Source organism: Stanieria cyanosphaera PCC 7437, from assembly GCF_000317575.1.
In the GTDB taxonomy this organism is placed as follows: domain Bacteria; phylum Cyanobacteriota; class Cyanobacteriia; order Cyanobacteriales; family Xenococcaceae; genus Stanieria; species Stanieria cyanosphaera.
In genome coordinates this window covers 1,172,574-1,198,930 of sequence record NC_019748.1, presented here as the reverse complement: position 1 = coordinate 1,198,930, position 26,357 = coordinate 1,172,574, and the positions used below count along the sequence as shown (strand labels likewise).

Here is a 26,357-nt window from a genome sequence, read left to right as displayed (position 1 = left end):
ATGATGTTAATTTTCAGGTAAATAGTCAGGATTAAGAGATTGTTCAGGTGTAAAAGGGGAAAGAGTTGGAAAAGTATTAAGGGGTAATCCCGTTTCATCTGCAGCCTGTTCTCTGCTATTTTGGTAACATTCGTCAAAAACTTCTTCAAAATAACGTTTTAAGCTTGGACTTATTTGAAAATCATCTCTTAATCTTCTTCGATGCTTCCTCAGACTAGCTTTCCAACTATTAGTTCTTTTAGCTGGTTGATATTTATATTTAAGTAGATGAAGTAGCAAAATAACTAAATTGCTTTTGATTGCACGTTTCTCACTCCTGCCTGTATCTTCGATTTCTTCAATTAATTTAGCTGTATCTACTTCCGAGAATTTACCTTCCTTAATGAGTTGGGCAGTGTGTGATAACCAAAGATAATAATCGCGCTCATAAAGATTATTGCTATTAATATTTGATGACAGTTGAGTAGTCATATTTAAACTCCAGTTATTGTATTTGAGTTCAAATACTTCAATGTTTGGTAAGGTTTGGGTCTTTTTACCTATTTTAAGTCCGCTCACCTGTTACACAAAAACTGTCAGTTTTACTTGATGGTAATTCTTTTGAAGTCTATACAGAACGTGTTGTACTACATTGATTTAAGAGTTTGTTTTCATGAGGGGCTATTTGCCGAATTATTCGGTTGATCAGCCCCTTTTCGACTTGGGAACTTTGCATTTCCCACTTGCAAAGCTAAATTAACTGAAAATACTTTAGCTACGAGCGATAGGAAGAACTCTGCCTTCGACTCTTTGACGATAAGGCTCAACCGCTTCGCTATAATCAATAGGTAAAACTGCAACTACGTTTTCATGAGGACGGGGAATAATCACCCAAGATTCTAAAGCAGCACCTTCAGTTTTTTTTACTGCTTCGATTCCAGCATCCATAGCAGTTTTAACTTCCGAAACATCACCACGAATGTTTACGGTAAAGCGCGCACTACCAACTCTAATGTAGCCTACCAGAGTAACTCGACCAGCTTTAACCATCGCATCTGCTGCTGCTAAAATACCTGGAAAACCTTTTGTTTCGATCGCTCCAACTGCCTGTTGCGCTGGCATAAATTATCTCCTTTATCAGTTATGAATAAATTAAATCAAGAGTAACATTTACAGTTATCAGTAGAGACGTAGCATGCTAGGTCTGTACAGTTATCAGACAATCTTATGCTTAAGAATAGAGTTGCTAATTAACTTGTGACTGACTACTGTGGAATAACTTTGAATATTATCGGTTACGAACCTTAATTTTAACTGTTCTTTGGCTTTTTGAATATAGTTGTGATTAAGAGCGAAACTCCTGAACTTTGTCAGTATAATCGATAGGTAAAACAGCGACGACATTATCTGGTGGATTGGGTACTGTATAATGACTCATAACTTGACCACCAAAAGTTTCTTCTGCTGCTTTTAAACCTGCTGCCATTGCTGGTTCAACTTCGGAAATTCCGCCACGAATAGCAACAATAAAATTACCTTTTTCTGCCTTATCAAAATAAACTAACGTAACACGACCACCTTTAACCATCGCATCTGCTGCTGCTAAAATCGAAGGAAAACCCAAAGTCTCGATCACGCCCACTGCTTCTTGTTGGGACATAGTTTTGCTCCTAAAATCCTGGTAGAAAAATAATAACAATCATTGATCAGGTTCAATGGTGAATTATAGATTTAAAATCTCCAAATTACTATATTTTGATCGAACTTGGTTCAGTCTCGGCTGCAATAATGCGATCGCATCCTGATTTAGGTTTTGCCCATTGATAACGATATTCTAAAGGATCGCCCCAACATAAACCTAAGTAAACTTCGGTCAGAGAAGCATCAATTTCTGCCCATTCTGCTTGTCTAACTATTTTATTTGCATATTCAGAACTAATTTGCTGATGAATACTGTTAATTGTTTCATCAGTTTTTACACTTAAGTGATTACCTTTTTTTAATGCATTAGCTAGCCAAAAATTCATTCCTTCAGTAACTTCGTACCAAAAAGCAAGGATTGATTCTTTGGCGCACATCAAAATCTCTTTATCTCCTTCAATCGGAATCAATTGATTGTAAACTTCTGGATATTTAATTGTTTTGCCTCGAAAAGTGCAATTGTGCCAGATAATTCCCGAAACTTGGTGTTCTTGCTGATATTCGTGGACTTGACGACGAAAATCTTGATAAGCAAAGACTTTACTGACTCGATCCATGTTGAGAAATTTAGCTACAACTGGATTATTAATTCTCTCTTCCGATGACAAGACAATACGTTCACCTTTCCAGTTGGCTTTTAGTTCGCGATCGAGTATTTCGATTAAGTCTTGAGTTGTGTATGTCATCAATCCAGCGCGATCGAGTTTTTGCTTATCACTTATCTGAATTGTAGCTCTACTGGCGATTTGAGTATTTTAATTTAGTTTATGTTCATGAACTACCCCAGCTTATAAAAGGATAGGGAATTCTGGCTGACATTTTAGTTAAAAAAGAAACTTATTTGAAAATTCTGCTGGTTTCTCGATTTGATTTCAATTCACTACGACGCATTCTCAACTGGATATCTTCTAATAATTTACGATTAACAGCTAATAAATCTGCTATTAAGCCAAAAATCCATAATTGCACACCAATTAAGATTAAAATCGCTGCCAATATTAAACTAGGAACACGAGACTTAGTAGGATCGTTGCCCACAATTCCCCAAAATAAAATTAACCAACGGAGACATAAAAGAAAACCTAAACTAAAAGGTACACTCCCCAACATCATAAAGAATTGAAGAGGACGATAAGTCATAAAAATCCGAACAATAGTAATAATCGATCGCTGAACGTAAGCAGGGATACTTTTGACTAATCTTGATGGACGCAAATAACTATTCGTTCTAATGGGAACATAGGTAATGGCAATTCCTTTTTGTCCAGCTTGGATAATTGTTTCTAAAGTATAAGTGTATTCATTAAAAACATTTAATCTTAAAGCTGCTTCGCGACTAATAGCACGAAAACCACTAGGCGCGTCGGGAATATCAGTTTTACTCGCTAGACGAACCACCCAACTACCAAATTGTTGTAAGAATTTTTTGAGAGGAGAAAAGTCTTTAATTTCTGTAATCGGTCTTGCACCAATCACTATTTCTGCCTCACCATCTAAAATAGGTTGAATTAGTTTGGGAATATCTTCAGCACAATATTGATTATCCGCATCAGTATTGACAATAATATCTGCCCCTGCTTGCAAACAAGCTTCCAACCCCGCCATAAAACCTTTTGCTAAACCTTGATTGTGTTGAAAATTCACAATATGATCGACACCACAAGCTTGGGCGACTTCTACAGTGCGATCGCGACTACCATCATTAATGATTAACCACTCTACTTGATCGACACCAGCTATGTGACGGGGTAACTGAGAAAGAGTTAATCCTAAGGTTGCTTCTTCGTTATAACAAGGAATTTGAATAATTAGTTTTGTCATCTGTGTTGAAGATTAAATTCTCAGATTCAACATTCATAAATTAGATGTCCCTTAGCTTATCCTATGGCTTGTAATTTCAGATCTTTATGGAAAAATTATTTAAGCGATCGCTCTGCGCCTCGCCTTTGGCGAGACCACAAAGTGCCTCAGCGAAGCTGAAACCGCTTTGATTGAGAGAATAACGATCTTTTTAAGTAGGCAAATTCTTTAACCTGAAACGCTTTTTTCTCCTTGATTTTTGCCCACTCTTGCGTTGGCGCGCGCGCGACTGCGCGGAGCGAGGAGTTTGCTCCGCGCCTTGGCTAGTGAGCTTTTTGCAGGAAATCCTCTGGATCTATATTTGCTTGCTTTAAAATAGCCCTTAATGTTCCTTCAGGCATATCTCCTCGATGGTTGGGAATTGTCGTGTATCGATTTGTCTCTGAGTTAAACCAAATTTCGTGACTACCCGCAGCCTGACGGTGAAACTCAAATCCAAATTCCCGTAGAACCTTAGTGATTTTGCGATATTTAAATCCTGCCAGTCTTCCCATGATTAATTACTGACCAATCACCAAGGGATAATCAAAGGATTCGGCAATAGGATTTAGGCTTGTATCTGTTTGAGATTCGAGAAGTTTTTGGGCAACATCACGCGCAATTTCTAGAGTTTCGGTAATAGTTTTACCTTGAACAACCAGCCCTTGAAGGTCATCTGTTGTTGCTAAATAATAACCTTCTGGGAGTTTCTCGATGTGCAAGTTAATAATTTTTTCCATTTCTATCTATTTCTATCTCTTCTATTTAGTTAATTAAACTCCCCATTTTTATTTTATTCTAGAGAAAGAAGAGTTAAAGCGATTGATTTTCCTGAAATTTCGGACAGAGTTGGAGAATAATGATATTTGTAAGTAGGCAAATCCTTTAACCTGAAAAGCTTTTTTCTCTTTGATTTTTGTCCACCCTTGCGTTAGCGCGTACGCGTAGTGCCTCGCGTTTGAGCGAGATCTCTCTTTATTACTAGATGGAGTAGCTTATCCGTGATCGCACATTGGAAAACAAAATTTCAGCATCCCAAATGCAAAAGATGAGAGATCGATTCGATAATCAATACTTAAGAAAGAAAATTATGCTCCTCGCTTAATTGTCCAAAAAGGAAAATTCTGACTGGGATTAATCGTAACGCCCGTAATACCATTTTGAGCGAAGGCATAATCTTTCGTTTGCCATAAAGGAATATAAGGTACGTCTTGGGCAAGAAGTTCTTGTAATTGAACAAAAATTGCTTGACGAGTTTCGGGATTTTGTTCTTTTCTCGATTGATTGATTAATTGATTAGCGCGATCGCTATAATAAAAAGAACCTCGACTTTGTGCTGCCCCTGTTTCACAACCTTTGGCTACTGTACCTTTACTACAACTCATAAATGGTTGCAAATAATTATCGGGATCGAGAAAATCGGGATACCAATCCGCTAAAGCAGATTGATAAACTCCTTTACTGATATTGCCAAAAAAGGAAGCAGATTCAACACTTTGGGGTATAAATTCCAGCATTCCTCCTAATTCTTGTTCGACAAAAGCTTTCAAAGTTTCCGCCACAATACTGCGGGTAATTGAACCAGAAGGATACCAAATTTCGATAGTAGCGGGATTTTGAACTGAATAACCAGCTTTAGTTAATAATTCCTTGGCTTTAGCTACATTAGCGTCACCGTAAGCATCTTTAAAGGTAGGTGTATAACTATCAAAGGCAGTTGCTACTAAACTATAAACAGGTTCACCTTGATTTTGTAAAACTCTTTGATTAATTAAACCACGATCTATCACTGATGCGATCGCACTTCTTACTTCTGGTTTATTTAAAGGTTCTTGATTTAAATTCAATACTAAATAATTTACTACTGTTCCTGATCCTGCGATCGCGCAGTGATCTGCGGAGCAGCGCGCTTGTCCTTGATTTTTCTCTGTATTATCAAGTAGATTTTGAATTTGATTGGGTTCTAGAGATTGATAAGCTACGTCTATCGCCCCAGTACGAAAACTATTGAATAAATTAGCCGAATTTCCTGCATAAATCTGCATATTGATGCCCTGATTAGCTGGTTTTTCCCCCCAATAATTTTCATTTACATCTAAACTAATCGAATCACTATTAAACTGAGCTAATTTATATTTACCAGTACTAATTAATTGATTAGGTAAAAATTCTCCTGCACCAATTTTGTAAGCTTGAGGAGAAACAGCACAAGCACCAGGAAAAGCCAACAAAGCAGGAAAGGCTGCAAAAGGTTGTTTTAATTTAATCGTTAGTTCGTATTCTCCTGTCGCTGCCACACCTTCAACCACATCAGCTAATAAAAAAGCAGGTTTACCACCATTAGCTATAAAACGATTGAGGGAAAATTCCATTGCTTTTGCATTAAAAGGAGTACCATCTTGAAACTTGACTCCCTGACGCAAAGAAATAGTATAAGTCAAACCATCTTCACTCACTTTGGGCATTTCTGTAGCTAACAATGGTTTAATCTCAGTAGTACCTAATTCATAACTATAAAGACTTTCGCCAACATTATAAATAATATTTAATCCTGCTAATTCGTAGCTGTCGGCAGGATCGAGAGTACGGGGTTTAAGAGTTGTACCTATCGAAATCCGATTATTATCAGGAGTATTATTAGTTTGGTTTGGTGTTTGAGTTGATTGATTATTACAACCTACTGCTAAGGTAAAGCAAAGGAAAAATAAACCGAAGTATTTAGCTAATTTTCGTCTAGAAAAAGAAAACCTATTACCGATCATTGTCGCTGGTAAGACTAAATAGATTGATCTCGCACAATCAAGGTTAATCGATTTGTAGGCTTTTGTCGTGAACGCAACTTTAAACTTAATTTTACTTTTAGGTTTTTCAAGCTTGATCAAAAGGCGTTAGTTTCGATTATTTAATTTATTTCGGATATTGCGATTGTCTGCTATGATCCAATTAGAAAACAGCTAACCTAACCTACTGCTGAAAAATAACAGCAAAAGGTATTTAAATTGAATATCATGTCTAAGCAACTAAGTTCTTTTAACACTTTAAAACCCAAAAAGAATGAAACTTCAGCGATTAAAAAATTAGAAAAGTTTTTAACTGCTGAAAAATCTTTACCAAAACTCATTAGTAGTACTGGAGAAGAAATCGTTTTACCCGAGTCTGTCTACAATGCTTTGTATCAAGTTGTCGAAGCAATGGCATCTGGAAATTCAATTACTATTTCTCCTTTAGATCAAGAAATGACAACTCAAGAAGCAGCAGATTTATTAAATGTATCTCGTCCTTATCTGATTAAATTATTAGAACAAGGAGAAATTCCTCACACCAAAGTAGGAAAACACAGACGTATTAATTGTCGAGATATTTTTGCATACAAACAACTAAGAGATCGTCAACGCAGTAAAAGTTTGAGTGAATTTACTGCTTTCTTACAAGAAGAAGGATTTTATGATGAAGACACTAACTGTGTTGATGAATAAATACATTGTGTGAAACCTGTAGTAGTTTTAGATGCCTGCGTTCTTTTTCCTATGCCTCTATGCGATACTTTATTACGTATTGCGGAAGCTGAACTATATCGTCCTCATTTTTCTCAAGAGATTTTAGATGAAGTCACTCGCAATCTTGTTAAAAAAAGAAGAATGACTGTAGAAAAAACAGCAAGGTATCAAAAGCAAATTAAACAATCTTTTCCAGAAGCAATAGTTGAAGATTATGAAAAATTAATTCCAATCATGACCAACGATCCTAAAGATCGTCATGTCTTAGCTGTGGCGGTAAAAGTTAAAGCCGATCTTATTGTTACTTCTAACTTGAAAGATTTTCCAAACGAATCTCTTCAATTGTTTGATATTAAAGCACAACATCCAGATGATTTTTTAATCGATCTTTGTTCTGATTTTGGCAGAGATACTCTTGCAGAAATTATTTGCACACAAGCAGAGTCTTTGATTAAACCTCCAATGACTGTTAAAGATTTACTTAATCGTCTAAGTCTTCAAGTTCCCAATTTTTCTAATTATATTTTATCTGAATTATATAGTTTTCGTATTTCCAATATTGCGAAAAAGACTATTCGATTAGTAGGTAAATCTTATCCAAATCACGAAAGAGTTTATCAGGGAGAACAGTACTGTTTACAAGCTAAAAATAAAACCTTGTCAATTACACACAAGACGAGAAAAGAGATATTTAAAGAAACTGATAATAATATTGTTAAAGCAAATTTTACAATAGAAGATTTAGAAAAATTTGAAAATTTTGAAGATAAGCTAAACCAAGAATTTCCTCAACCGTGAAATCAAACCTAGGAATGTTACAACAGTATTAGACGCTCTTAGTTTAATTTGCCTAATGACGTTCGTATTTCCTCTCGAACAGAACCAATCAAAAATAACTATTCGGCAATATTTTAGTTTTTCCTGGCTAAGATATTCTTATTTATTGCAGTTAGTTTTGACTATCTGTAATTTAAGTATTTGCTTAAGTGTTCCCCTTGTTCAAGCTTCTAAAACTTCAGCAGCGGAAAAAATTTATCTCGATTACGGACTGCTACAATTTTCTCTCCCAGTAGAATCTTTAGAAACTTATGCTAGGACAGGTGTGATAGATGCGAACTTAAGTAATTATGCCAATTTATTATCTCAAGAACAACTAGAACAACTTAGAACTGCTTTACTCACTAAAGCAAATATTACTCCTTTAGCCGTCACACAATTTCTTTATTCTCCTCAAGGAGAAAGAATTCTAGCTAAAGTAGCTCAAGTCATTCAAACTAAAGCTGGTCAATCTGGTTTTTATGCCCTGCGTTCAGCTTTAATTATGGCTTCAGCCGATCAAGAAGGATTAACTCCTTTAAATATTCTTAAACAATTTCCTACCTATGGAATTCGCCTTAATTCTGAACGAGGCTTCCAAATCATTGAAAATTTGAGCGAAATTGTCCAAGATACAGAATCAGCGATCGCACAAGTCGAACAACAAGCTCTTCAAGAAACTGCTACTAATAATTCTCTGGAAAATCTTCCTTTGCCCAGTTTTAATCAACCAGGTAGTTATTCTTATCGTAAACAACTTCTAACTCTAGAAGATCGTTATCGCGATCGCCGTTTTCCCGTTGATTTGTATCTTCCCAACACTTTTGGTCGTTTACCATTAATAGTTATTTCTCACGGTTTAGGTGGCGATCGCACTACTTTTGCTTATTTGGCAACTCATCTAGCTTCCTATGGTTTTGCTGTAGCAGTTCCTGAACATCCAGGTAGTAATGCTGGTCAAATTCAAGCGTTATTTAATGGTTTTGCGAATAGAGTGACTTTACCTGAAGAATTAATCGACCGTCCTTTAGATATTAAATTTTTACTAGATCATTTAGAAACTAATTATGAACCACAATTACAAGTCAGAAGGGTAGGAATTATCGGTCAATCTTTTGGTGCTTACACAGCTTTAGCTTTGGCAGGTGCGAGATTGAATTTTGCCAGTTTAAATCAAGCCTGTCAAGACATTGATAATTCTCTTAATCTTTCTCTTTTACTGCAATGTATTGCCTTAGAATTACCCAATCAGAGATATAACTTACGAGATGAAAGAATTGTTGCTGCGATCGCAATTAATCCTTTGACTAGTGCTGTGTTTGGACAAGAAGGGATTAGTGAAATTAAAATACCTATTATGTTGATAGCTAGTAGCGCAGATCCTGTGACACCTGCTTTATCAGAGCAAATTGAACCTTTTACTTGGTTGACTAATTCCGAAAAATATTTAGTTCTACTTCAAGGAGCAACTCACTTTTCTACTTTACAAGAATCTTCTGGTAGTATTTCTTTGCCTTCTCAGGCAATTGGTCCTGATCCTCAAATCGCTCAAACCTACGTTAAACAACTGGGTTTAATCTTTTTTGAAAGCTATGTTTTACAGCACTTAAGTTATCAAGCTTACTTAAATTCTGCATATGCAGCCAAAATTAGCCGTAGTGCATTGCCTTTAAGTCTTGTGCGATCGCTAAATTTACAATTAAATCCTCAATAAAAAATTAAAAGTCAAAATTCATTACTTCGCTCGAGGGCAAGCTTCAGTAGGGGCAATTGATGAATTACCCCTACTTCTAATCTTAAAAGTATTAAATATTATAATACTCCGGCATTTCCCAATCCTAAAATTATCCCAGCACCCAAGATATGACCGAAACTCGTAGTCGCTAACAATTCGGGAAACCCAAATTTTTCCCATAACTCAGGCTTAGGGACGGGTAAATCTGGTCCTTTACCTGAATTTTGGATTGCATAACGCCCGATAGCTATAGCAAACAGATTACTTAAAATCATGATTAAAGCTACCGATGTATTCCACTCAATGGTTGAAGGGGTAGTGTGAGCAGCCAAAACCAAAGTAGAGATCATTATATATTTGAACTCCCGTCTTGATAAACTATGATTGATCAATTTACAGGAATTATAAAAATCTGTTTCAAGAAAATATATTTTCTTCTTAATAATTTACAGTAATTCAAATTTTTACTAAGAAAAAACCCAATCTAATTAATTGAATCCAGAATGCGAGTTAAAATATGCGGAATCACTAACCTAGAGCAAGGAAATGCGATAGCTCAATTGGGTGCAACAGAATTAGGTTTTATCTGTGTCCCAGCATCTCCTCGTTATCTAGAAGTTTCAGCCATCAAGACTATTATTCAACAATTACCGCAACAAGTTAATACCATTGGAGTATTTGCTAATCTTGATTTAAATGCAATTGTGACAATTGTTAGTGAAACGGGTTTAACAGGAGTACAACTTCACGGTAATGAGTCACCAGAGTTTTGTCAGCAGTTACGAACTTTGTTATCACCACAAGTAGAATTGATTAAAGCTTTGCGAATTAAAACTAATGCATCTTTAGCTAAAGTTATTGATTATGCGCAATCTGTCAATACTTTGTTATTAGACGCTTACGATCCCCAATTACTAGGAGGAACAGGACATACTTTAAACTGGAAAGAATTAACCCAATGGACTTCTCCTTTACCTTGGTTTTTAGCAGGAGGATTAACACCAGACAATATTTTAGTTGCCTTAAGTCAACTTCAACCTCATGGAATAGATTTATCTAGTGGAGTAGAATTAGCTCCAGGCAATAAAGATTTAAACAAAGTGACTCAACTATTTCATCAATTAGATTCGATCAAGGGTAAATCAAGCAGTTTTATTTAGCTATTAGTTAAGAAACGATTATCTCTAGATTTGAATCTTTGTACTAAGATCTTAAGTATTTAAAAACTCAATTAAAGTTTAGCGAGTCTTATGGCTGATTTTACCCAAAAATATCGAGGCAGATTTTGTTAATCTTAGACAAAATAATATAAGTTGAGATTACTTAGTTTATATATTTAACATCTTATCTAAAATCCCGCTAAAAGCAAGTTAGGAGAGCAGTAATGGTTAATTTTGGGCTGAATTCAGCCAGTATTTTAGGAATATTTTTAGCAGTAGCAGGAGCATCCTTATATTTTTTACGTTCTGTTCGGCCAGAACTATCAAGAGATCATGATATTTTCTTTGCTGCGGTAGGGTTACTCTGCGGATTTATTTTACTGTTTCAAGGATGGCGGTTAGACCCAATTCTTCAATTTGGTCAATTTCTCCTGACAGGTTCGGCAATTTTCTTTGCGGTAGAAAGTATTCGCTTACGGGGTGTAGCTACAGAACAAGCAAGACGCAATACTCCGATAGTTGACCGCGATCGCCCTGTTAGTCGGACTAGGGTATATACAGAAGCAGAATTAGACCAAATCGAACCAGACCAATACGACGCTACTCCCAATTACGATAGTCCTAGATTACGTGGATACGAAGAACCTGCACCTCGTTCTTCCCGTAGATCTGCTAGCGTATCTAGAGAAGATTATCCGAGTAGACCAAATCGTTCTCGTCCTGAAAGAGAGAGATATTCTGCTCAAACCAATAATCGTCCTCCTCGCCGTGGCAATACTCCACCTCGTAATGATTATTATCAAGACAGAGAAGTAAGAGGCAATCGTTCTGACGATTGGGGACAAGAAGAAGGTTGGAATGAAACACCATTACCAAATCGTTCTCGTCCTACTGCTAAAGACAATTTTGTTGATGAAACTCCCCGCCAACCAAAACCCAAAAAACTAGATCCAAGCAATTTGGGACGCAGTTATGTCGATGATAACGACAGTTTTTCTACTGATTATGTCGATTATCAACCATTAGATCCTGCTGAAACAGATTCAGATAATAGTTGGAATCGTGAAGAACAGGATGAGAGAAATTATAATCCTTCTCGAATCAATGATGAAGACATAGACCGTCGCATTAATTACGATTATTAAATGTAAAATTTGCTTCCATTTAAAGCGATCGCGCAGCGCCTCGCTCCTGGGCGATCTTGCCCTCAGTTCAAGCGATCGCTTTTGATTTGATTATCTAAATTTTAATTATTTCAGTGACTGTAAAAAATAAAACAATAGATATCAATATTCAAGCAAAACCTTTTCTCAAATGGGTTGGCGGAAAAACTCAACTACTATCAGAAACAACAGCACGAATTCCTCAAAATTTCTCCCGATACTTTGAACCGTTTGTTGGTGGCGGAGCATTATTTTTTTATTTACAACTAGAAAAATCTGTTCTCATCGATATTAACGAAGAATTGACCAATACTTATCAAGTTGTTAGGGATAAAGTTGAAGAATTAATTACTGATTTAAAAAAACATATTCACAAAAAAGACTACTACTATCAAATTAGAAATATTGACCGAAGCGAAGAATATAAATTATGGTCTGATGTTCAAAGAGCAAGTAGACTAATCTATCTCAATAAAACCTGTTTTAATGGATTATATCGTGTCAATTCTAAAGGTCAATTTAATACTCCAATGGGGTCTTACAAAAACCCTAAAATTGTTGATGAGATTAATTTAAGAGCTTGTAGTAAAGTACTTCAAAAAGCGAAAATTATCACTGGTTCATTCCTTGAGGTTGAAGAAAAAATTACCCTGGACGATTTTGTCTATTTCGATCCTCCCTATGTAGCATTAAATGCTACATCTAACTTTACTGGATACAGTCAAGATGGATTCGATCTCTCGATGCAGTTAAACCTACGTAATCTTTGCGATCGCCTTAATGCTCAAGGCATTAGATTTATGGTTTCTAACTCCAATGCTCCTCTGATTCTTGATCTTTATTCTAGTTACAAGATTGAGTTTGTCTATGCAACCAGAGCAATTAATTCTAAAGGTGACAAGCGAGGCAAAATTCCTGAAGTAATAATTACAAACTATTAAAGGTAACAATAGGATAGTGCTAAAGAATTTTTAAAATTTACTTGCTTAATAGGGGTAAGAAAGTGTATTATTATAGTCCGTGAACTTCGGGGCGTAGCGCAGCTTGGTAGCGCACCACTTTGGGGTAGTGGGGGTCGTGGGTTCAAATCCCGCCGCTCCGATATATAAAAAACTGACATAAGCTCGGGATTTCACCCCACAACACCACTAAACGTGGTGCTTTGCTTACTCATTTCTTACTCACTTACCCTTAAATCTATCCCAACAGAGCGAGTAAAAATAGCCCCTAAGTAACAAGTCTTTATATGGTTATTTCTACCATTACTCAGAACACAGCTAGGTCATTCTGTCAAATAGAACAAGCAGAGTATTTTAAGGGTAAAATCAGTCGTCTTTTCGACTGGTAACCTCTCCGACCTACAACAGTTCCAGTCGAAAAGTGTACTGCAACACTGATTGATAAGTTTGAGTAAGTAGCTCTAAAATCGCTCTATCCTTTCTGAGGGAGTAGCTGAGAGCTACTAGGACTAATTATGGTAGATTTTACCACTATAAGTTTTACTTACTGCTCCGCTAATTATCCCAGTAAATAAACAAGCTCTTTAACCTCTCGTTCTCAATCCTATAGCCAAGCTCTCTTAGATACTCCTTATCCTCAGAACTCACTCTACCTCGGTACCGTACGCCACAGTCACCATTCAGTGCAGCTATCAGTATCTTGGGGAATATCCTCTGCAAAGCACTCTTGTGAACTACATCAGAACCTTGTCTCAATTTTCTGGCTATAGCAGCTTCTATCTTTAAACTCATATCAGGCACAACCAAATAGTAAGTAAGTAGGTACACACCCATTCCCCCCTGTTGAGCGAGATTTTATTAGTTCCCTTGTTCCCGTCCAGAGTTACTTCGTAAATACTGCGTATCAAGCTCTTGACACTCACTTCAGTCACATAATCTCTTTTTTCTTGTCGGGTGGGGGATGTTTTTATTTTCAAAACAAAGAAAGGAAAGAAAGCTGTGTAAGCATAGGGTAAAATATTGCAAGGTTTTGATGAATGCCTTCAGGGAAAAGCTTTTAGGAATTCCCAGAACTCTATTAATTGTCCATCACTCATCTGATGCCTAGAACGTTTGCCGTAAGTAGCGTAGATATAAAGTCTTGCTCGATTAGTACTCCAGCCTATACGAGCTAGTTCTGTATCTATGGCAGTCAATAGCTCCCAATAATCTATAGTTTCTTGCACCATGCGCCTGTCTTACCTACCCTATATCCTTTAGCTCGCATTAGCTCCCTAATTCTTTTCTTTTTAGGACGTTCTACGAGGTAACCCGTTTCGTACCAAGTTTCTATCAGTCCTCTTAGTCGAACTACGTAAACCCTAGATTCCTCTAGTTTTTTTTCCCTAGCTTGTTGTTCTTCTGACTCTACAAGTTGTTGAATCATCTTCTCTAAAGAATCCTTCTCTTCTTCTTGTTCAGACTTCAGCCAATCAAAGTAACTATTCAGCTTGGTATTCGCGAATGTCAAGCTGTCCCATAAACCCGTAGTAACGGCAGTAGTAACTAAGTCAACACAGACTATCTTTTGTTCACTTTTAAGTCTTAGTCCACGAGAAATTGCTCTCCTGGTAGCTAAATACTCTCCTGCCTTCTGATAACACCAGTACTGCTTGAATTCAACATCTAGTCCAGTCCAGTCGTAGTCAACTATATCCAGTGGTTTGGAGTCTGCATTGGTAATCGTTTCTAATTTGGAAGTAGGGATTGTTAATAGTCTTCTTTTAAATTCGGGAAAAGAAGGGTCGACATGAAAAGGATGGATTGAGCTAAAAACTTTGGGGCAAAAGCAATCGAATTTAAGGTTGCTACCTGGCTTTTCTGAGGATATCTGAATTACCGAACACGAGCGGTCGTAGCCAAACTTGAACAACCTATATATTTCTGGAGTCCTGGTAAAGACTGAAGGATCGATGTCATCCCAAATCATTATCGCATTTTGCTCAACTCCTTCTTTAAACGTCCCTGGAAACTCTGGGTCGCCACTAGGGATATAAAATCGGTGGTACTTACGCTCGTTTAAGCTATTTCTTATGGCAGCAAAGGTATCTGCTGAAGAGTTAATCGACGCTCCATTGTCAAAGTTGTTAGCTGCTTCTGTAAACTTTCCCTCGTTAAGTACCTGTAGCAGAGTAGACTTGGCAAAAGCTCCTTCTCCTACGTTATAGACAAAGCTCACTAAGGCATCAAATTGATTCTGGCTTAGCTGAACTTTAACCAGGTTTCTGGTAGCGTCCTCAAAAACAACTAGGTCATTCCTTAATAACGATTCAGCTTCCCTTTGGGTTATCTCTTGACCAGCTTTAACTCCTTTAGTAGTTCCATAACCTATAGTCCACTTACCAGCGGGACAACGATAAGCCTTAAGTCTTAATCCTTCCCACAACTTAATAAAGTTTATTCCAGCTTTAGAGGTAGTTAAATCGGGAGTATAGGTTACAAATTCTTGAATCGGAGTAAGCCATCCATAAACCCTGTCATCACTAGGACGAGAAGGAAGCCTTAGAAACTTACGACAAAAAGTATCTAAGTCGTAGTCAGAAGAAACAAGAGTAGCAGGGAGTTTCTCAAAGTGATCAGATATAATCTTGATGGCTTTTTGGCGAATGTCTTTCATTTATGGATGGGGTTTAATTGTGTTGTTGTATTTGTTTTACTGTTCGGGAAGAGTCCAGTTAGGGTTAAACCCGTCGCCTTCTCCAAACTCAGTAGCTTTAATGGTGTTGTTTTCGTCTGTGGTATAAGTCCAAATTTCACCTGTGTAAGCAAAATCAAAACTGTAAGATGCGTCTGGAGGGATGACAACAAGATACTCGCCTGGACTAACGCTATCGTTTAATCCCAGATATATTTGTCCGTTGGAAGTCATGTTGTTAATAACTAGTCCTTTTCTGTCTGGATTCTCGTTATACAAACAATACAACCCAGTAGGTATTTCAAGAGTGTTTTGTGCGTAAGCGTTAGTTCCAAATAATTGTGCGTAAGTTAAACCAGCCATATTTTGTTATTTTGTTTTTTTAAATTACTACTCTAGTATCCACAAAATTACCTTTAACTGCCTACTAAACTACACAATTTAGTAATAATTAAACTTAAATTGTTACTATTGCTAAGTAAGGCAATAATTACTTGACAAATAATCGCTGTGACAACCAAGAATTTGAGTTATGCTGAGTCTAACAGAAAGCAAGCAATCCTAAAATTACTCGAAGAATCGACTCTTTGGGGCAGAAACTACGGTAGTTTTGATTTTTACCTTGACGTTATTTTGAGGAGAATACTAAATTTACCTGATAAGAAATTAGGTCACGCTCCCTATGAAGATTGGCTATAATAATTTAAGTCATGCAGGTAGATTTGGTTTCTTGTCCTACCATTTCAAGGGAGTCGCCACGCTCCCTTGTTTTTTGTTATTTACCTGCTTAACTTATCAACAAATAGTTATCAGTATTAAACTCATTTTAACTAAGGGAAACGTGAGGACATACCCTAAAATATTGCAATATTTTTATATACGTTTACTCTTGCCCTCTTAAGAACTTTCGCTTGGCAATAGAAATAGCTAAATCATGAGCTTCTGTTAGGTCGTCCACAAATAACTCAATCACTTGCTTCTCACAAAATGCGATCGCGACGCGAGGAGCGAACCCCTCGCGTTTAGTCCCTGAGCTTCGGAGATACGATTACGAGCGATCTTTTTGTCCCCATCAATCAAGTCCCATTGTTCGTTCATTTGTTTAGCTGTCATACCGAACAAACCCTTATAGACATAGTTAGTCCAGTTAGCGTACTCGTGCCATTTGTAACAACCCTGTTGGGTCAAGAAGTTGGTGTATTGATTCCTGACAGGAATACCTCCTAATCTTGAGTTGAGCCAGGTGGAAAGGTTAATGCTATCCGCTTGAGTGTACTGACCTTTTAAGGCTGCGTAAGCTTCTGCATATAGTCCTTTGACTGCAAACCACTTTAGGAAGTCTATTACTTTTCTTCTGGCTGGTTTTCTTAGTTTTCCTGGTGTCTCTGCAATATCGCCAGCTAAGTCTACCCAGTCGGAAGCTTCAATAACCATGTACTCGTTATTGTCTGTTCCCAAAAAATGCACCACCCTCAACCGTTTACCAGAAGGTAGTTTCAGGCTGTAGAACTCGTTATTTGCAGCACCCTCAAACACTGATTCTTTCATTAACCATCTTGACAGGGTATAGTTTGGTATCCCAATATGACGCTCTGCCATTCTGAACCCGAATCCGATTAGAGGTTGGTTACGCCCTAACCCGTGTGGGTCGATTACTATTACCTCAAACTCTCTGTCTTCGTAGGTTAGAGTGATTTTTTGACCTGCTTGGATTGCTTTACTGTTTACTTGTGTTACCATAGAACCCTCCTAAGAGATTTGTTTGTGAACTTTCCTCTTAAAAAAAGGAAACCCAATCCCTCCCCAGGGCGCAAAAATAAGAGATTATCTAGTCGCGATGAGTAGTCAATAGCTTGGGTCGTAGAGCTTCTGAAAGAACTATTGACGACGAATAGACTAGAGATATAATCCTTATTGCCCTGGTAGGGTTGGTTACCTCACTTCCTTATAGTTCTTTTGTCCTATTGTGCTGTAGAGAGTTTTTTGGTATAGGTAATATTAGTTAGTTTTCATCGTCCCTGGATTCGCGCGATCGCTACCATACCTTGAGCTAATGACAAACAAAAAAAAGGGTATTGCTACCCTTACATAGTTTATTTGTGATTAATAGGGTTAAGAAAGTAGTTTTAGTATCTCTTGCTCATTTTTGCCGTATACCCTTGCTATTAACTTAGCTACAGGTTCTAAGCTATGAGGATAATCCTGTAGTAGCTTCTTAGCCTCATTTAGTCCAGTTACGAAGTCGACAGCGTTGGTATTACTGTTTAGCAGTAGGTCAATAGTCGTCTTAGTCGCTTGACGCTTCTTGTAAACAGAGTCATTCATTGCTGAAGTATGCCCCATAGACTGCGCTCTTACTTCTAGCGGTATTCCTGCTTGTACCCCGTTAACATTCCCTAAATGCCTATCCGCATGAGTCTGGGTAAATGGAGCGCTCCATTTAATGAGCCTTTTTCTAGCTTCAGCAGCGTAAAACCCTGCTATAGTTTCAGGCCTATCGCTTCTAGGGCGGTTAGTAGGCAAGGCAGGAGTTTTAATATTTAACATTTCAATGAGATTAGGGTATTTAGGAGGAATAAAAGGTCTAGCTAGCCTGCTACCAGTTTTTACCTTAGTCCCTAGGTTTGTTTTTTCTCCAATGTAAATTAGATTGTCAGTATTCTCGGGATCGCTTAAAGCTGGGATTGTTCGCTTATCTTTTGTTACAAAGGGTTTATCCAAGTTCTGGATAGCGAACACTTCTGACAATCTTAACCCATACACTATTTGTGTTGAAAATACCCATAGCCAACGCTCTCTTATTTCTAAGTCAGCATTGAAGTGCAATGAAGAGGTAATGCCTAGTACTTTATCTCTCCAGGCTAGAAACTCTTCTAACTCAACAGTTTGCAGTTCTTGAAATTCAATTTGCTCTGTATCTATGCTTTCTAGTCCTTTTAATATATCTTCTCTCTTGCACAGCCTAGCCATCTTTCTCATTGCTCCGACTATATAGCCATACTGTCTTGTACCCCTTTTTTTGTGTCTATAGCAGACATTATGTCTGTTAAGTTAACTATTTTATCTTGAGGCAATAATTTAAAGAAATGCCCATAAGTTCGATTATAAGAGCGAATATCACTAGGGTTATTTTTGTCTCTTCTCCTTCTTGTTCTGCTTGGTCTATTCCAAAAATCATTTTCTACTCTCGCGATCGCGTCTTTAAAAGTGAGTAGGTCATTCTCTATCTTGCCTACTTCCTTAATTTCTTTGTCGTACCATTGCCAAAATTCAACCTCGCTAGCAAATAACCTTAAGGCTTCAGCTACCTTGTTAGCCTTGCTAAGAGCTTCTACCATCCCATCTAAGGTAAAGGAACAGTTGCAACCATACTGGCTTCTAGGCTTTTTACCTATCTTGAACTGTAAAGATATAGTTTGACCTTTGCGAATCAAGCTAATCCCTTTTGGACTATCTTTTTGATACCTTTTGAAGTCCTTCAATAAGGCTTCAAAGCCTACTTCGTAATCGCAATCTTTACTCACTTTTTACTCACTTTGCTTGAAATTACCAATGAGTAAGCATTTAAGTCCTTGATGTCTCGTCATAGCTAAATGAAGTCATTAGTTCAAATCCCGCCGCTCCGATATATAAAAAACTGACATAAGCTCGGGATTTACCGATACTTTTTCGTTAACAAATATTAATACTCATTAACAAATGCACTCTTGATATTTTCAAGAGAGGATGTATCTACCAGTGTCTTGAGAAAATTCCCAAAGCTCCTGATATATTTCTGTCCATCCAGGCTTTTGTTAGTTTTGATTTAACTCTCTTTCTACCACCAAGTATTTATAATTTTCTAGAATATGTTGATACCAATTCACATATTCATCAACCATCCGTTCTAATCCATATTTTTGCTTTGCTACTATAGCAGCGCGATCGCTCATTTGATTTCGCAAAACGTCATCTAGTAATAATTTTTCTATATAAATTGCCAGAGAATTAATATCGCCTGGTGCAACTAAAAAACCCGTACCACCATCTTCAATTTGTTCGGGAATACCAGCAACAGCAGTAGCAACTACAGGAGTACCACAAGCAAGTGCTTCCAAAATAGTGTTAGGAAAAGTATCGACTTTGGCAGCATGAATATAGACATCTGCTGCTTGATAGTAAGAGGCTACTGTTTCTGGATGTTTTTGATAGGGAACAAATCTAATTTTTGCTGAACCAATTTGTGTTTCTGGTGCATCTTCTCCTAATGCGATAAACAAAATCTGTTCTTGGTTTAAACACTCAGCTACTATATTTATGGCAGTCTGCATAGTTTGATAGTCTTTCCAAGGATTATTCCGAATCGTATTAGCAGTAAAAAGAATTACTTTGGCATTAACAGGAATACTTAATTTTGACCGAACAGCAAATTTATTGCCAGGATGAAAAATAGACAGATCGATACCATTTGGAATAACTTTATTCTCAATAATGGCTGGCTGAAGTATCGATTGTTCGACTTTATCCATCAACCATTGTGAAGGAGTAGCGAGATAAAGTTTGCTTTTTTCGTAAATTTGTTGTTTGATCTGCCAATTGTAAGCTGTAGCATCACGTTTAATAGCAGGTGAGATGTTTAAATCTGGGCATTGTCCGCAGCCAGTTTTCCAGCGATCGCAAGTTAAAGAATGAGCGCAATGTCCGCTTAAAAGCCAAGCATCGTGCAGGGTCAAAATAGTAGGAATTTGTTTACTTAACTGAGGCAAAACTCTTAAATCGAAGTATTCACCGTGTAAATTGTGACAATGTAAAATATTGGGTTGCTGTGGCGGTAAATTCAATATATCGATGCTAGCAGGAAAATCCAACTCTTCATGTCCTAGTTGACGTTCTAACCACCGTTTTGGTTGTCCGATGGTTTGGGTAAGCAATCGATGGAATTTCCAAGCAACTCGGTTTTTTTCAATAATAGGGAATAACGGGTTGGCGGTTTTAAGCCATAGTTTCGCCCAAGGGTTACGATATTTATCATTAGGAATCTCTAAAATATTACTTTCTTCAGATTTTTTCGTTCCTACAGCAAGCCAGGAATTGTGACCTTTAACTAAGTAACTATGGTGTAGAGTGTAAGCAATTTTTTCTGCACCACCACTAATGTCTTGAGTACTAAGTTGAAGAATATTTGTTATCATTAATAAATTTGATTATTTTTTCATAAAATTAATTGGTTTTAATTTTTGCTTTATTTTAGTTTTAATACCTTTTCCAATTTGATTAAGCAATATAGTACATATTATAGAACTTCTAATTTTTGAAGCAGGAAACCAAACGTTATGATGAATATGCTTATTGTATAAAATTAGTCGTAAAGTATTAAATAAATTATACTTAGGAGCTAATTCATAGAAAATATTTTCTGTTTGATCTTCTGTAATTTGGAAAGAACCAAATACTGATGCTTCCCAATAAGAAGGCGATAATAAAAATTCTTTTAGTAATAAATTAGAAATATTTAATATATATTCTTCTTTAATTTGATTTTCTTCTAAAATACGTACTAATTGCTCGGCAAAAAATATTACTGCCTTTTGTAATATATACAGTCCCCATTGTATTGCTTTTTCATTTTTGTTACCTCGTAGAATTGGTATATATTTTTCTTGTATTTTTTCAAATCTAATTGTACTACCATGATCGGCATTAACAAAAAGTTCTAAAACTCCTTTATAGAGAAAAACAAAATTTCTTTCTGGATTTAAGTTAGTATCGGCAAAATACACAAATAAATTATCTTTTGAAAAAGGTTTTATTCGTTTTGATAATGAAAAATAAAAACCATTAATTCCGTCTAAAGGATATCGATTGGCAACACTAAGTAATTGACTTAAAGATTTTTGCAATCTACCATTCCATCCAATATCAATAATTGCAAAAGGAATATCATCAAAGACACCCTCTTGCTCAAAATAATTAAGAGTTATTTGACGAAATTGTAAAGCTTTATTTAGGATTAGATTTTTAATTTGCTCATTTTCAAATACTTTTTTTAAAAAATATCTTTGTTCTTCAGTTAAGTTTTTGTTCCAAATACTTCGTTCAAAATTATAGTGTTCGAGAATATTTTCTATTTCTTCAGGATTTACATTAACTCTTTCACAAACTGAATAAACAGATAAAAATTCAGTCGGATCGAAAATCCAATCTAATTCAAATTGTCCAATTTCTTGAATAGCAGGAAAATGCCAAGCTTGACGAGAACCATATAAATAACGACAATCAATAGTGTAACCCCAATTTTTACAAATAATGTGAGCAATTTTTAAAAGTATTTGACCATCTCTAGCTACAAAATATAATCTTTGAATACCTTTTTTTTGAGCTTGAGAAAGACACCAGTAAACAAATCCGAATAATACTGGAGCAATAACATTACTTGCTGTATCCCAAATAATTTGATTGTGAAAAATTTTTTCTTGAGACTGTAAACGGGTTAATCGACAAGTACCTGCTAAAAGAGAACGAAACTTGAGTGGAGGCTCTGTATTGTTAGATATTTTTTGCTCGTAGCGATTTAAGTGAGTATAAGTAAAAGCTTGGGCTTTAATTCCCAGTTTATTTGGAATTTTAACATCGGAATGTAAATTATCTCCGATATGACATATTTGAGATGGTTTTAAAGATAATTGATCGAGACATTCTTTAAATAAATTTCCAGATGCTTTGTTAACTCTTTCTTCAGAGGAAACGTATATAATATCTTCAGATTTCCATATATATTTTTGTTTTAAAAAGTATTTAATTATATCTGAGGAATAATACATATCAGAAATATATATTACTTTTTTGTTCGCTTGATGCAATTGGTTAATCTGATTTATGATTTGAGGAACAGGATATAAACTAATTAGCTAAGTACAGGACAAAAATTTTAAGGATTCAAGAAACTGAAATTGTTTTAAATCCAAATCGGTAAAAATCGAGCGCAAATAATCAAGACCATGACGAAAAATACTTTTAGCTAATCGTCCATGCTTTTTGACTTTGATAGGTTGATGTTGATGCCACCATTCTCCCGTTTTAACTGCCCAACAAAGAGCTAAACTCATCAAAGCTAATAACTTACTCAATCGCTCTGAATCATTGAAGTGAGTAGATTCGAGACAGAAGCCTCTGGTCTTAAACATCCCAAACAAAGTTTCGATACCCCATCGTTGCCCATAATCTGAAATTGCGCTAGAAGAAGAATCGGGACTAATGACTATCAATAATTCGCCATCATCCAGACGTAAAGCAGAAACATAGACCAAACGTCCCCAAACTAATCTTTTGCCAGATAAGATTTGAGTTTCTCCAGGTTGAAGATGAGCAAAGACAATTGAAGCTCTAAGTTGTTTTTTTCCATCGTCGATCCGCTCGCTTTCTCGGATTCTCAATCGAAATCGAATTGTCGGTTCAATTAAAAGATACGAGAGCCATTGTTGACCAATAAATTCACGGTCGCCAGTTAGATAGGCTATCTGAGCATCAGGAAAAATTTCCTCGAAGCGATCAAGTAAGTCCATCCTTTCGTCACTGTCAGAATTGCCTTTCTTGTGCAGCATTTTCCAAACTACAGGATACGCCACTCCCTTATGCACTATTCCCAGAAAGAGAATATTAAACTGAGTTTGCCCAAAAGACCATTCTGTCCTATCTGTACTTAAAATCCAAGGTTGTGGTATATCCATTAAAGTAACTATTGAAAAGAGCGAGCGCAGAATAATCAAGGTCAAAATCTCGAAAGAAACGTTGTAACCGCTTGTAACTAGATTCTGTCTGGGCATGAGTCCGAAAACCTGTTGCTATTTCTGTCAAATTTACTGTTCTAACTCTAACTAAGGCAATCAAAAACAAAGCGAAAAAACTTAAGCGTGCGCCATGCCATCCAAGATGAGGTTTTAAGGTTTGTCTAAGTAAGTTAATCTGATTCATAGGGGTTCGTTGTTTAAGTGTGGTTACTTTTCATCAAACCCCTTTTCTATAAGACTTTGCAAGTCTTTCGCTTATTTTTTGTCCTGTACTTAGAAACTTGCGTGTTGGCTTTTAATTTCATCAGCATATGTATAAATTTTTTGCTGGCATGATTTTGAACTTAAGCCCAAATTATAAGTTTTAATATTAAAATCAAGTTTAATTTTTGATAATTCATCAAAACTATATTTGTTAGGTTCAAATGCATAAATTATTGCATTCTTGAATTTTTGCCTTAATTTTGTTGAATAACTACCAGTATTCGCACCAATATCAAAAAAAAATAAGCTTTGTTGGCTGTTAAAATATTGAGATAAAATTTTATTTATTACTAAGTTTTCTCCAGAAATATCACAATTTTGGTAATTTAATATTCCTATATTGTTATAGGCAAGATTTAATAAATTTATGCCTAATAAACGACAAATAAAAACTATTGTTTTTTCTAGATTTTTAATGCCAAATATGGTTTTCAATAAATAACGTATAAGTTTTAAAATAATGAACTTAGTTGCTATCATTTTGTTATCCAGTCTGCACGAGTTAAAGTTTTACAATGAGAGGGAAGACCTATACTACCTGTATTAAAGAAATCACCAGCTTCCACTTGAATTATGCAAGCATTACTAATACAGTCTAAAATTTCAGTTTCTCTATGCGATAAAAAAAGTATAGTATTATATATTCCCGTTGTAAGATTAAAATCTTTTACTTGTGCCTCAATATAACCCTTTTGTTGATTAATAGAAAAATTTTGATCGGTAAAATTAGAACGAATTAAAAATGTAATTTCATTTCTATTATCTGTAATAGCAATACTACCAATTACATCATCAAATATTTTTTCTACACAATAATTTTCATATTCCATAACAAAAGTATAATTGTTACCAGACTGAAGAACAGATTGTTTTTCTCGACAATCATCAAGAATATAAAAATTAACTATTTTAACTTTATTAGAACATTGTCTATCTTTTCTAAATGCAAGAGAATCTTTATTAGACTCAGAAGAAATATCTACTAAATATTGATTAATAACAAATTCTGTTGAATTAACTTCTTTTATTTTCCCACTATTTAAATATAAGCATTGAGAACATAAATTTTGAACAGTAGCCATATTATGACTAACGAATAAAACCGTTCGCCCTTCCTTGGTTGCCACATCTCCCATTTTGCCCAAACATTTCTTCTGGAACGCAGCATCACCAACTGCTAAAACCTCATCCACTACCAAAATCTCTGGTTCTAAATGGGCAGCAACTGCAAACGCTAAACGTACATACATCCCAGATGAATAATGTTTGACAGGAGTATCCAGAAACTTTTCTACCTCTGCAAACGCAACTATCTCATCAAACTTCTTCTTAATCTCCGCCCGACTCATCCCCAAAATTGCACCATTGAGATAGATATTTTCCCTACCAGTCAACTCTGGATGAAAACCCGTACCTACTTCTAATAAACTGGCAACTCTACCCTTAATCGAAATACGCCCCGTCGTTGGTTCAGTAATGCGACTTAAAATCTTGAGTAAGGTTGATTTACCTGCACCATTACGCCCGATAATACCAACACATTCCCCTCGTTTAATCTCAAAAGAAACATCTTTTAACGCCCAAAACTCTTCACGATTAGAGTTACTCTCTTGAGGTTTCGTAAATCTTTTAACTACAGACTTCGCACCCTCAGCAATTACATCTCGTAAAGCGACATATTGAGAACGCCCTTCCTGCTGATGCCCGATGATATATTTTTTACCGAGATTTTCGACCCTAATGATAGTATCAGACACTTTCTTACCGCACTAAACAGTAAATTGACTGCGATCTATATCACTAGACTTCCCATTCTTCACGCAAAAATTATCATCTGGGGAAAATTTTTTTGCTCGGTAAGAGCGATCGCTTAAAGTATCGCTGTGCGAGATATCAATCATTGGTAATTTTAGATATTTATATGTTTTTCCACGATGTAGTCACAACTAAATCACGTCGGCAAAAGTTTTTTCCATTCTCCGAAAATACCAAATACCACTAATAAATAATAATGTTACTAAACCAATAGAAATAATAAAACCTGACCAGTAAATTGGGATATCTCCGCCAATAATTGCCCAACGAAAACCATCAATTACTCCTACCATTGGATTGAGAGAATACAACCAACGCCATTGTTCGGGTACGATGCTGCTACTAAAACCTACAGGAGAAATATACAAACCAAATTGAATAATAAACGGCACAATGTAGCGAAAATCCCGATACTGAACATTTAACGCCGATAGCCATAACCCTACACCCATTGAAGCGGTAAACGCGATCGCAATAAAAATAGGTAAAGTTATAATTCGCCAACTAGGAACAAAATCATACCAAATCATCAAAGCTAGCAAAATCATTCCTGAAATCAAAAAATCCACAAAACTAACAATTACGGCACTTGCAGGAACAATGAGGCGAGGAAAGTAAACTTTAGAAATCAGATTAGCGTTAGTAATTAAGCTATTGCTACATTCTGCTAAAGCATTGGCAAAAAATTGCCAAGGAAGCATTCCTGCAAAAACTAAGATAGGATAAGGCGCACCGTCTGATGGTAATTTTGCTAGCTTACTAAAAACTAAAGTAAAAACGACTGTAGTCAGAAACGGTCTGAGTAATGCCCAAGCTATACCAATAATAGTTTGTTTGTAGCGTACTAAAATATCTCGCCAAGCCAGAAAGTAAAATAACTCTCGATAACGCCAAATATCTTGCCAATATTGTCTTTCTGTGCGACCTGCTTCAATAATCAATTCTTGGTTAATCGACATAATATATTTAATTAAAGATTCGCGCACTAA

27 protein-coding genes, 1 tRNA gene and 1 pseudogene are annotated in these 26,357 nt (G+C 36.1%); 7 read left to right on the top strand and 22 right to left on the bottom strand.

Annotated features, from left to right (window positions below; genetic code table 11):
* Positions 1-6: 6 nt before the first annotated feature.
* From STA7437_RS05280 to STA7437_RS05245, 8 genes are all read right to left on the bottom strand, one after another.
* Positions 7-471, bottom strand: coding sequence for a DUF29 domain-containing protein (locus tag STA7437_RS05280; RefSeq protein WP_015192339.1), 465 nt, complete (start codon positions 469-471; stop codon positions 7-9).
* A 279-nt stretch (positions 472-750) separates the two neighbouring features.
* Positions 751-1,101 carry a carbon dioxide-concentrating mechanism protein CcmK gene (locus STA7437_RS05275; protein ID WP_015192338.1) on the bottom strand — a complete coding sequence of 117 codons (351 nt, stop codon included), beginning with the start codon at positions 1,099-1,101 and terminating at the stop codon, positions 751-753.
* Positions 1,102-1,324: 223 nt separating this feature from the next.
* Entirely contained in the window at positions 1,325-1,639 is a 315-nt protein-coding gene (locus STA7437_RS05270; protein ID WP_015192337.1) for a carbon dioxide-concentrating mechanism protein CcmK, read from the bottom strand.
* Between the two features lie 88 nt (positions 1,640-1,727).
* The gene (locus STA7437_RS05265) at positions 1,728-2,366 is read right to left on the bottom strand and encodes a hypothetical protein (protein WP_015192336.1); all 639 of its coding nucleotides are present in this window, start codon (positions 2,364-2,366) and stop codon (positions 1,728-1,730) included.
* 151 nt (positions 2,367-2,517) lie between these two features.
* Positions 2,518-3,501, bottom strand: a complete 984-nt coding sequence (locus tag STA7437_RS05260) for a glycosyltransferase family 2 protein (RefSeq protein ID WP_015192335.1) — start codon at positions 3,499-3,501, stop codon at positions 2,518-2,520.
* Positions 3,502-3,803: 302 nt separating this feature from the next.
* Positions 3,804-4,034, bottom strand: coding sequence for a type II toxin-antitoxin system HicA family toxin (locus STA7437_RS05255; RefSeq protein ID WP_015192334.1), 231 nt, complete (start codon positions 4,032-4,034; stop codon positions 3,804-3,806).
* A gap of 6 nt (positions 4,035-4,040) precedes the next feature.
* Positions 4,041-4,259 carry a type II toxin-antitoxin system HicB family antitoxin gene (locus STA7437_RS05250; RefSeq protein ID WP_015192333.1) on the bottom strand — a complete coding sequence of 73 codons (219 nt, stop codon included), beginning with the start codon at positions 4,257-4,259 and terminating at the stop codon, positions 4,041-4,043.
* A 348-nt stretch (positions 4,260-4,607) separates the two neighbouring features.
* Entirely contained in the window at positions 4,608-6,281 is a 1,674-nt protein-coding gene (locus tag STA7437_RS05245) for an ABC transporter substrate-binding protein (RefSeq protein WP_015192332.1), read from the bottom strand.
* 246 nt (positions 6,282-6,527) lie between these two features.
* Here STA7437_RS05245 and STA7437_RS05240 point away from each other — a divergent pair, with 246 nt between their 5' ends.
* From STA7437_RS05240 to STA7437_RS05230, 3 genes are read left to right on the top strand one after another with little or no spacing between them, the layout of a single operon-like run.
* Positions 6,528-6,995, top strand: coding sequence for a helix-turn-helix domain-containing protein (locus tag STA7437_RS05240; RefSeq protein WP_015192331.1), 468 nt, complete (start codon positions 6,528-6,530; stop codon positions 6,993-6,995).
* Between the two features lie 9 nt (positions 6,996-7,004).
* The gene (locus tag STA7437_RS05235) at positions 7,005-7,814 is read left to right on the top strand and encodes a PIN domain-containing protein (RefSeq protein WP_015192330.1); all 810 of its coding nucleotides are present in this window, start codon (positions 7,005-7,007) and stop codon (positions 7,812-7,814) included.
* Between the two features lie 55 nt (positions 7,815-7,869).
* Positions 7,870-9,546, top strand: a complete 1,677-nt coding sequence (locus STA7437_RS05230; protein ID WP_015192329.1) for an alpha/beta hydrolase — start codon at positions 7,870-7,872, stop codon at positions 9,544-9,546.
* Between the two features lie 98 nt (positions 9,547-9,644).
* On the opposite strand, the gene psaK is transcribed toward STA7437_RS05230, so the two are convergent.
* On the bottom strand, positions 9,645-9,917 hold the full coding sequence (gene psaK, locus STA7437_RS05225; protein ID WP_015192328.1) for a photosystem I reaction center subunit PsaK: 273 nt from the start codon (positions 9,915-9,917) through the stop codon (positions 9,645-9,647).
* A 153-nt stretch (positions 9,918-10,070) separates the two neighbouring features.
* Between psaK and STA7437_RS05220 the strand changes: the two genes are divergently transcribed.
* The 4 genes from STA7437_RS05220 to STA7437_RS05205 all read left to right on the top strand — a co-directional run bounded on the left by STA7437_RS05220 (position 10,071) and on the right by STA7437_RS05205 (position 12,992).
* Positions 10,071-10,727 carry a phosphoribosylanthranilate isomerase gene (locus STA7437_RS05220; protein WP_015192327.1) on the top strand — a complete coding sequence of 219 codons (657 nt, stop codon included), beginning with the start codon at positions 10,071-10,073 and terminating at the stop codon, positions 10,725-10,727.
* A 224-nt stretch (positions 10,728-10,951) separates the two neighbouring features.
* Positions 10,952-11,872, top strand: coding sequence for a Ycf66 family protein (locus STA7437_RS05215; RefSeq protein ID WP_015192326.1), 921 nt, complete (start codon positions 10,952-10,954; stop codon positions 11,870-11,872).
* Positions 11,873-11,985: 113 nt separating this feature from the next.
* On the top strand, positions 11,986-12,831 hold the full coding sequence (locus tag STA7437_RS05210; RefSeq protein WP_015192325.1) for a DNA adenine methylase: 846 nt from the start codon (positions 11,986-11,988) through the stop codon (positions 12,829-12,831).
* A gap of 87 nt (positions 12,832-12,918) precedes the next feature.
* Positions 12,919-12,992 (top strand) — tRNA-Pro (locus tag STA7437_RS05205).
* Between the two features lie 900 nt (positions 12,993-13,892).
* Here the strand turns inward: STA7437_RS05205 and STA7437_RS05195 are convergent.
* From STA7437_RS05195 to STA7437_RS05135, 13 genes and pseudogenes are all read right to left on the bottom strand, one after another.
* A complete protein-coding gene (locus tag STA7437_RS05195) occupies positions 13,893-14,078 on the bottom strand; it encodes a hypothetical protein (RefSeq protein WP_041619186.1) in 186 nt (61 codons plus the stop codon).
* Positions 14,060-15,505: a lysozyme gene (locus tag STA7437_RS24705; protein WP_015192324.1), complete on the bottom strand. Its 1,446-nt coding sequence runs from the start codon at positions 15,503-15,505 to the stop codon at positions 14,060-14,062. The genes STA7437_RS05195 and STA7437_RS24705 overlap by 19 nt, the downstream gene beginning before the upstream one ends.
* A 36-nt stretch (positions 15,506-15,541) precedes the next feature.
* The gene (locus tag STA7437_RS05185) at positions 15,542-15,886 is read right to left on the bottom strand and encodes a hypothetical protein (protein WP_015192323.1); all 345 of its coding nucleotides are present in this window, start codon (positions 15,884-15,886) and stop codon (positions 15,542-15,544) included.
* Positions 15,887-16,492: 606 nt separating this feature from the next.
* Positions 16,493-17,263: a hypothetical protein gene (locus STA7437_RS05175; RefSeq protein WP_015192322.1), complete on the bottom strand. Its 771-nt coding sequence runs from the start codon at positions 17,261-17,263 to the stop codon at positions 16,493-16,495.
* A gap of 372 nt (positions 17,264-17,635) precedes the next feature.
* Entirely contained in the window at positions 17,636-18,493 is an 858-nt protein-coding gene (locus STA7437_RS05170) for a hypothetical protein (protein ID WP_041619182.1), read from the bottom strand.
* Between the two features lie 17 nt (positions 18,494-18,510).
* Positions 18,511-19,047 carry a hypothetical protein gene (locus STA7437_RS05165; protein ID WP_041619180.1) on the bottom strand — a complete coding sequence of 179 codons (537 nt, stop codon included), beginning with the start codon at positions 19,045-19,047 and terminating at the stop codon, positions 18,511-18,513.
* A gap of 270 nt (positions 19,048-19,317) precedes the next feature.
* A complete protein-coding gene (locus tag STA7437_RS05160) occupies positions 19,318-20,694 on the bottom strand; it encodes a glycosyltransferase (protein ID WP_015192321.1) in 1,377 nt (458 codons plus the stop codon).
* A 12-nt stretch (positions 20,695-20,706) separates the two neighbouring features.
* Positions 20,707-22,323: a hypothetical protein gene (locus STA7437_RS05155; protein WP_407696423.1), complete on the bottom strand. Its 1,617-nt coding sequence runs from the start codon at positions 22,321-22,323 to the stop codon at positions 20,707-20,709.
* 87 nt (positions 22,324-22,410) lie between these two features.
* Positions 22,411-23,473 (bottom strand): annotated as a pseudogene (locus STA7437_RS05150) (IS4 family transposase).
* A gap of 89 nt (positions 23,474-23,562) precedes the next feature.
* Positions 23,563-24,033 (bottom strand): class I SAM-dependent methyltransferase, encoded by a 471-nt coding sequence (locus STA7437_RS05145; protein WP_041619179.1) that lies wholly within the window; start codon positions 24,031-24,033, stop codon positions 23,563-23,565.
* Complete coding sequence (locus tag STA7437_RS05140; RefSeq protein ID WP_015192319.1) at positions 24,030-25,310, bottom strand: ABC transporter ATP-binding protein; 1,281 nt, start codon at positions 25,308-25,310, stop codon at positions 24,030-24,032. Before STA7437_RS05140 ends, STA7437_RS05145 begins: the two co-directional genes overlap by 4 nt.
* 12 nt (positions 25,311-25,322) lie before the next feature.
* Positions 25,323-25,454 carry a hypothetical protein gene (locus STA7437_RS27360; protein ID WP_281169251.1) on the bottom strand — a complete coding sequence of 44 codons (132 nt, stop codon included), beginning with the start codon at positions 25,452-25,454 and terminating at the stop codon, positions 25,323-25,325.
* 45 nt (positions 25,455-25,499) lie between these two features.
* Positions 25,500-26,327 carry an ABC transporter permease gene (locus tag STA7437_RS05135; protein WP_041619178.1) on the bottom strand — a complete coding sequence of 276 codons (828 nt, stop codon included), beginning with the start codon at positions 26,325-26,327 and terminating at the stop codon, positions 25,500-25,502.
* Positions 26,328-26,357 lie beyond the last annotated feature (30 nt).

Excerpts from the sequence above, each read along its gene's own strand:
- psaK (WP_015192328.1), bottom strand. The coding sequence starts at position 9,917 with ATGATCTCTACTTTGGTTTTGGCTGCTCACACTACCCCTTCAACCATT.
- STA7437_RS05230 (WP_015192329.1), top strand. The coding sequence starts at position 7,870 with ATGACGTTCGTATTTCCTCTCGAACAGAACCAATCAAAAATAACTATT.
- STA7437_RS05185 (WP_015192323.1), bottom strand. The coding sequence starts at position 15,886 with ATGGCTGGTTTAACTTACGCACAATTATTTGGAACTAACGCTTACGCA.
- STA7437_RS05160 (WP_015192321.1), bottom strand. The coding sequence starts at position 20,694 with ATGATAACAAATATTCTTCAACTTAGTACTCAAGACATTAGTGGTGGT.
- STA7437_RS05265 (WP_015192336.1), bottom strand. The coding sequence starts at position 2,366 with ATGACATACACAACTCAAGACTTAATCGAAATACTCGATCGCGAACTA.
- STA7437_RS05145 (WP_041619179.1), bottom strand. The coding sequence starts at position 24,033 with ATGATAGCAACTAAGTTCATTATTTTAAAACTTATACGTTATTTATTG.
- STA7437_RS27360 (WP_281169251.1), bottom strand. The coding sequence starts at position 25,454 with ATGATTGATATCTCGCACAGCGATACTTTAAGCGATCGCTCTTACCGA.
- STA7437_RS05275 (WP_015192338.1), bottom strand. The coding sequence starts at position 1,101 with ATGCCAGCGCAACAGGCAGTTGGAGCGATCGAAACAAAAGGTTTTCCA.
- STA7437_RS24705 (WP_015192324.1), bottom strand. The coding sequence starts at position 15,505 with ATGAAAGACATTCGCCAAAAAGCCATCAAGATTATATCTGATCACTTT.
- STA7437_RS05155 (WP_407696423.1), bottom strand. The coding sequence starts at position 22,323 with ATGTATTATTCCTCAGATATAATTAAATACTTTTTAAAACAAAAATAT.
- STA7437_RS05280 (WP_015192339.1), bottom strand. The coding sequence starts at position 471 with ATGACTACTCAACTGTCATCAAATATTAATAGCAATAATCTTTATGAG.
- STA7437_RS05195 (WP_041619186.1), bottom strand. The coding sequence starts at position 14,078 with ATGGTGCAAGAAACTATAGATTATTGGGAGCTATTGACTGCCATAGAT.
- STA7437_RS05270 (WP_015192337.1), bottom strand. The coding sequence starts at position 1,639 with ATGTCCCAACAAGAAGCAGTGGGCGTGATCGAGACTTTGGGTTTTCCT.
- STA7437_RS05245 (WP_015192332.1), bottom strand. The coding sequence starts at position 6,281 with ATGATCGGTAATAGGTTTTCTTTTTCTAGACGAAAATTAGCTAAATAC.
- STA7437_RS05240 (WP_015192331.1), top strand. The coding sequence starts at position 6,528 with ATGTCTAAGCAACTAAGTTCTTTTAACACTTTAAAACCCAAAAAGAAT.
- STA7437_RS05220 (WP_015192327.1), top strand. The coding sequence starts at position 10,071 with ATGCGAGTTAAAATATGCGGAATCACTAACCTAGAGCAAGGAAATGCG.
- STA7437_RS05250 (WP_015192333.1), bottom strand. The coding sequence starts at position 4,259 with ATGGAAAAAATTATTAACTTGCACATCGAGAAACTCCCAGAAGGTTAT.
- STA7437_RS05170 (WP_041619182.1), bottom strand. The coding sequence starts at position 18,493 with ATGGCTAGGCTGTGCAAGAGAGAAGATATATTAAAAGGACTAGAAAGC.
- STA7437_RS05215 (WP_015192326.1), top strand. The coding sequence starts at position 10,952 with ATGGTTAATTTTGGGCTGAATTCAGCCAGTATTTTAGGAATATTTTTA.
- STA7437_RS05175 (WP_015192322.1), bottom strand. The coding sequence starts at position 17,263 with ATGGTAACACAAGTAAACAGTAAAGCAATCCAAGCAGGTCAAAAAATC.
- STA7437_RS05260 (WP_015192335.1), bottom strand. The coding sequence starts at position 3,501 with ATGACAAAACTAATTATTCAAATTCCTTGTTATAACGAAGAAGCAACC.
- STA7437_RS05135 (WP_041619178.1), bottom strand. The coding sequence starts at position 26,327 with ATGTCGATTAACCAAGAATTGATTATTGAAGCAGGTCGCACAGAAAGA.
- STA7437_RS05255 (WP_015192334.1), bottom strand. The coding sequence starts at position 4,034 with ATGGGAAGACTGGCAGGATTTAAATATCGCAAAATCACTAAGGTTCTA.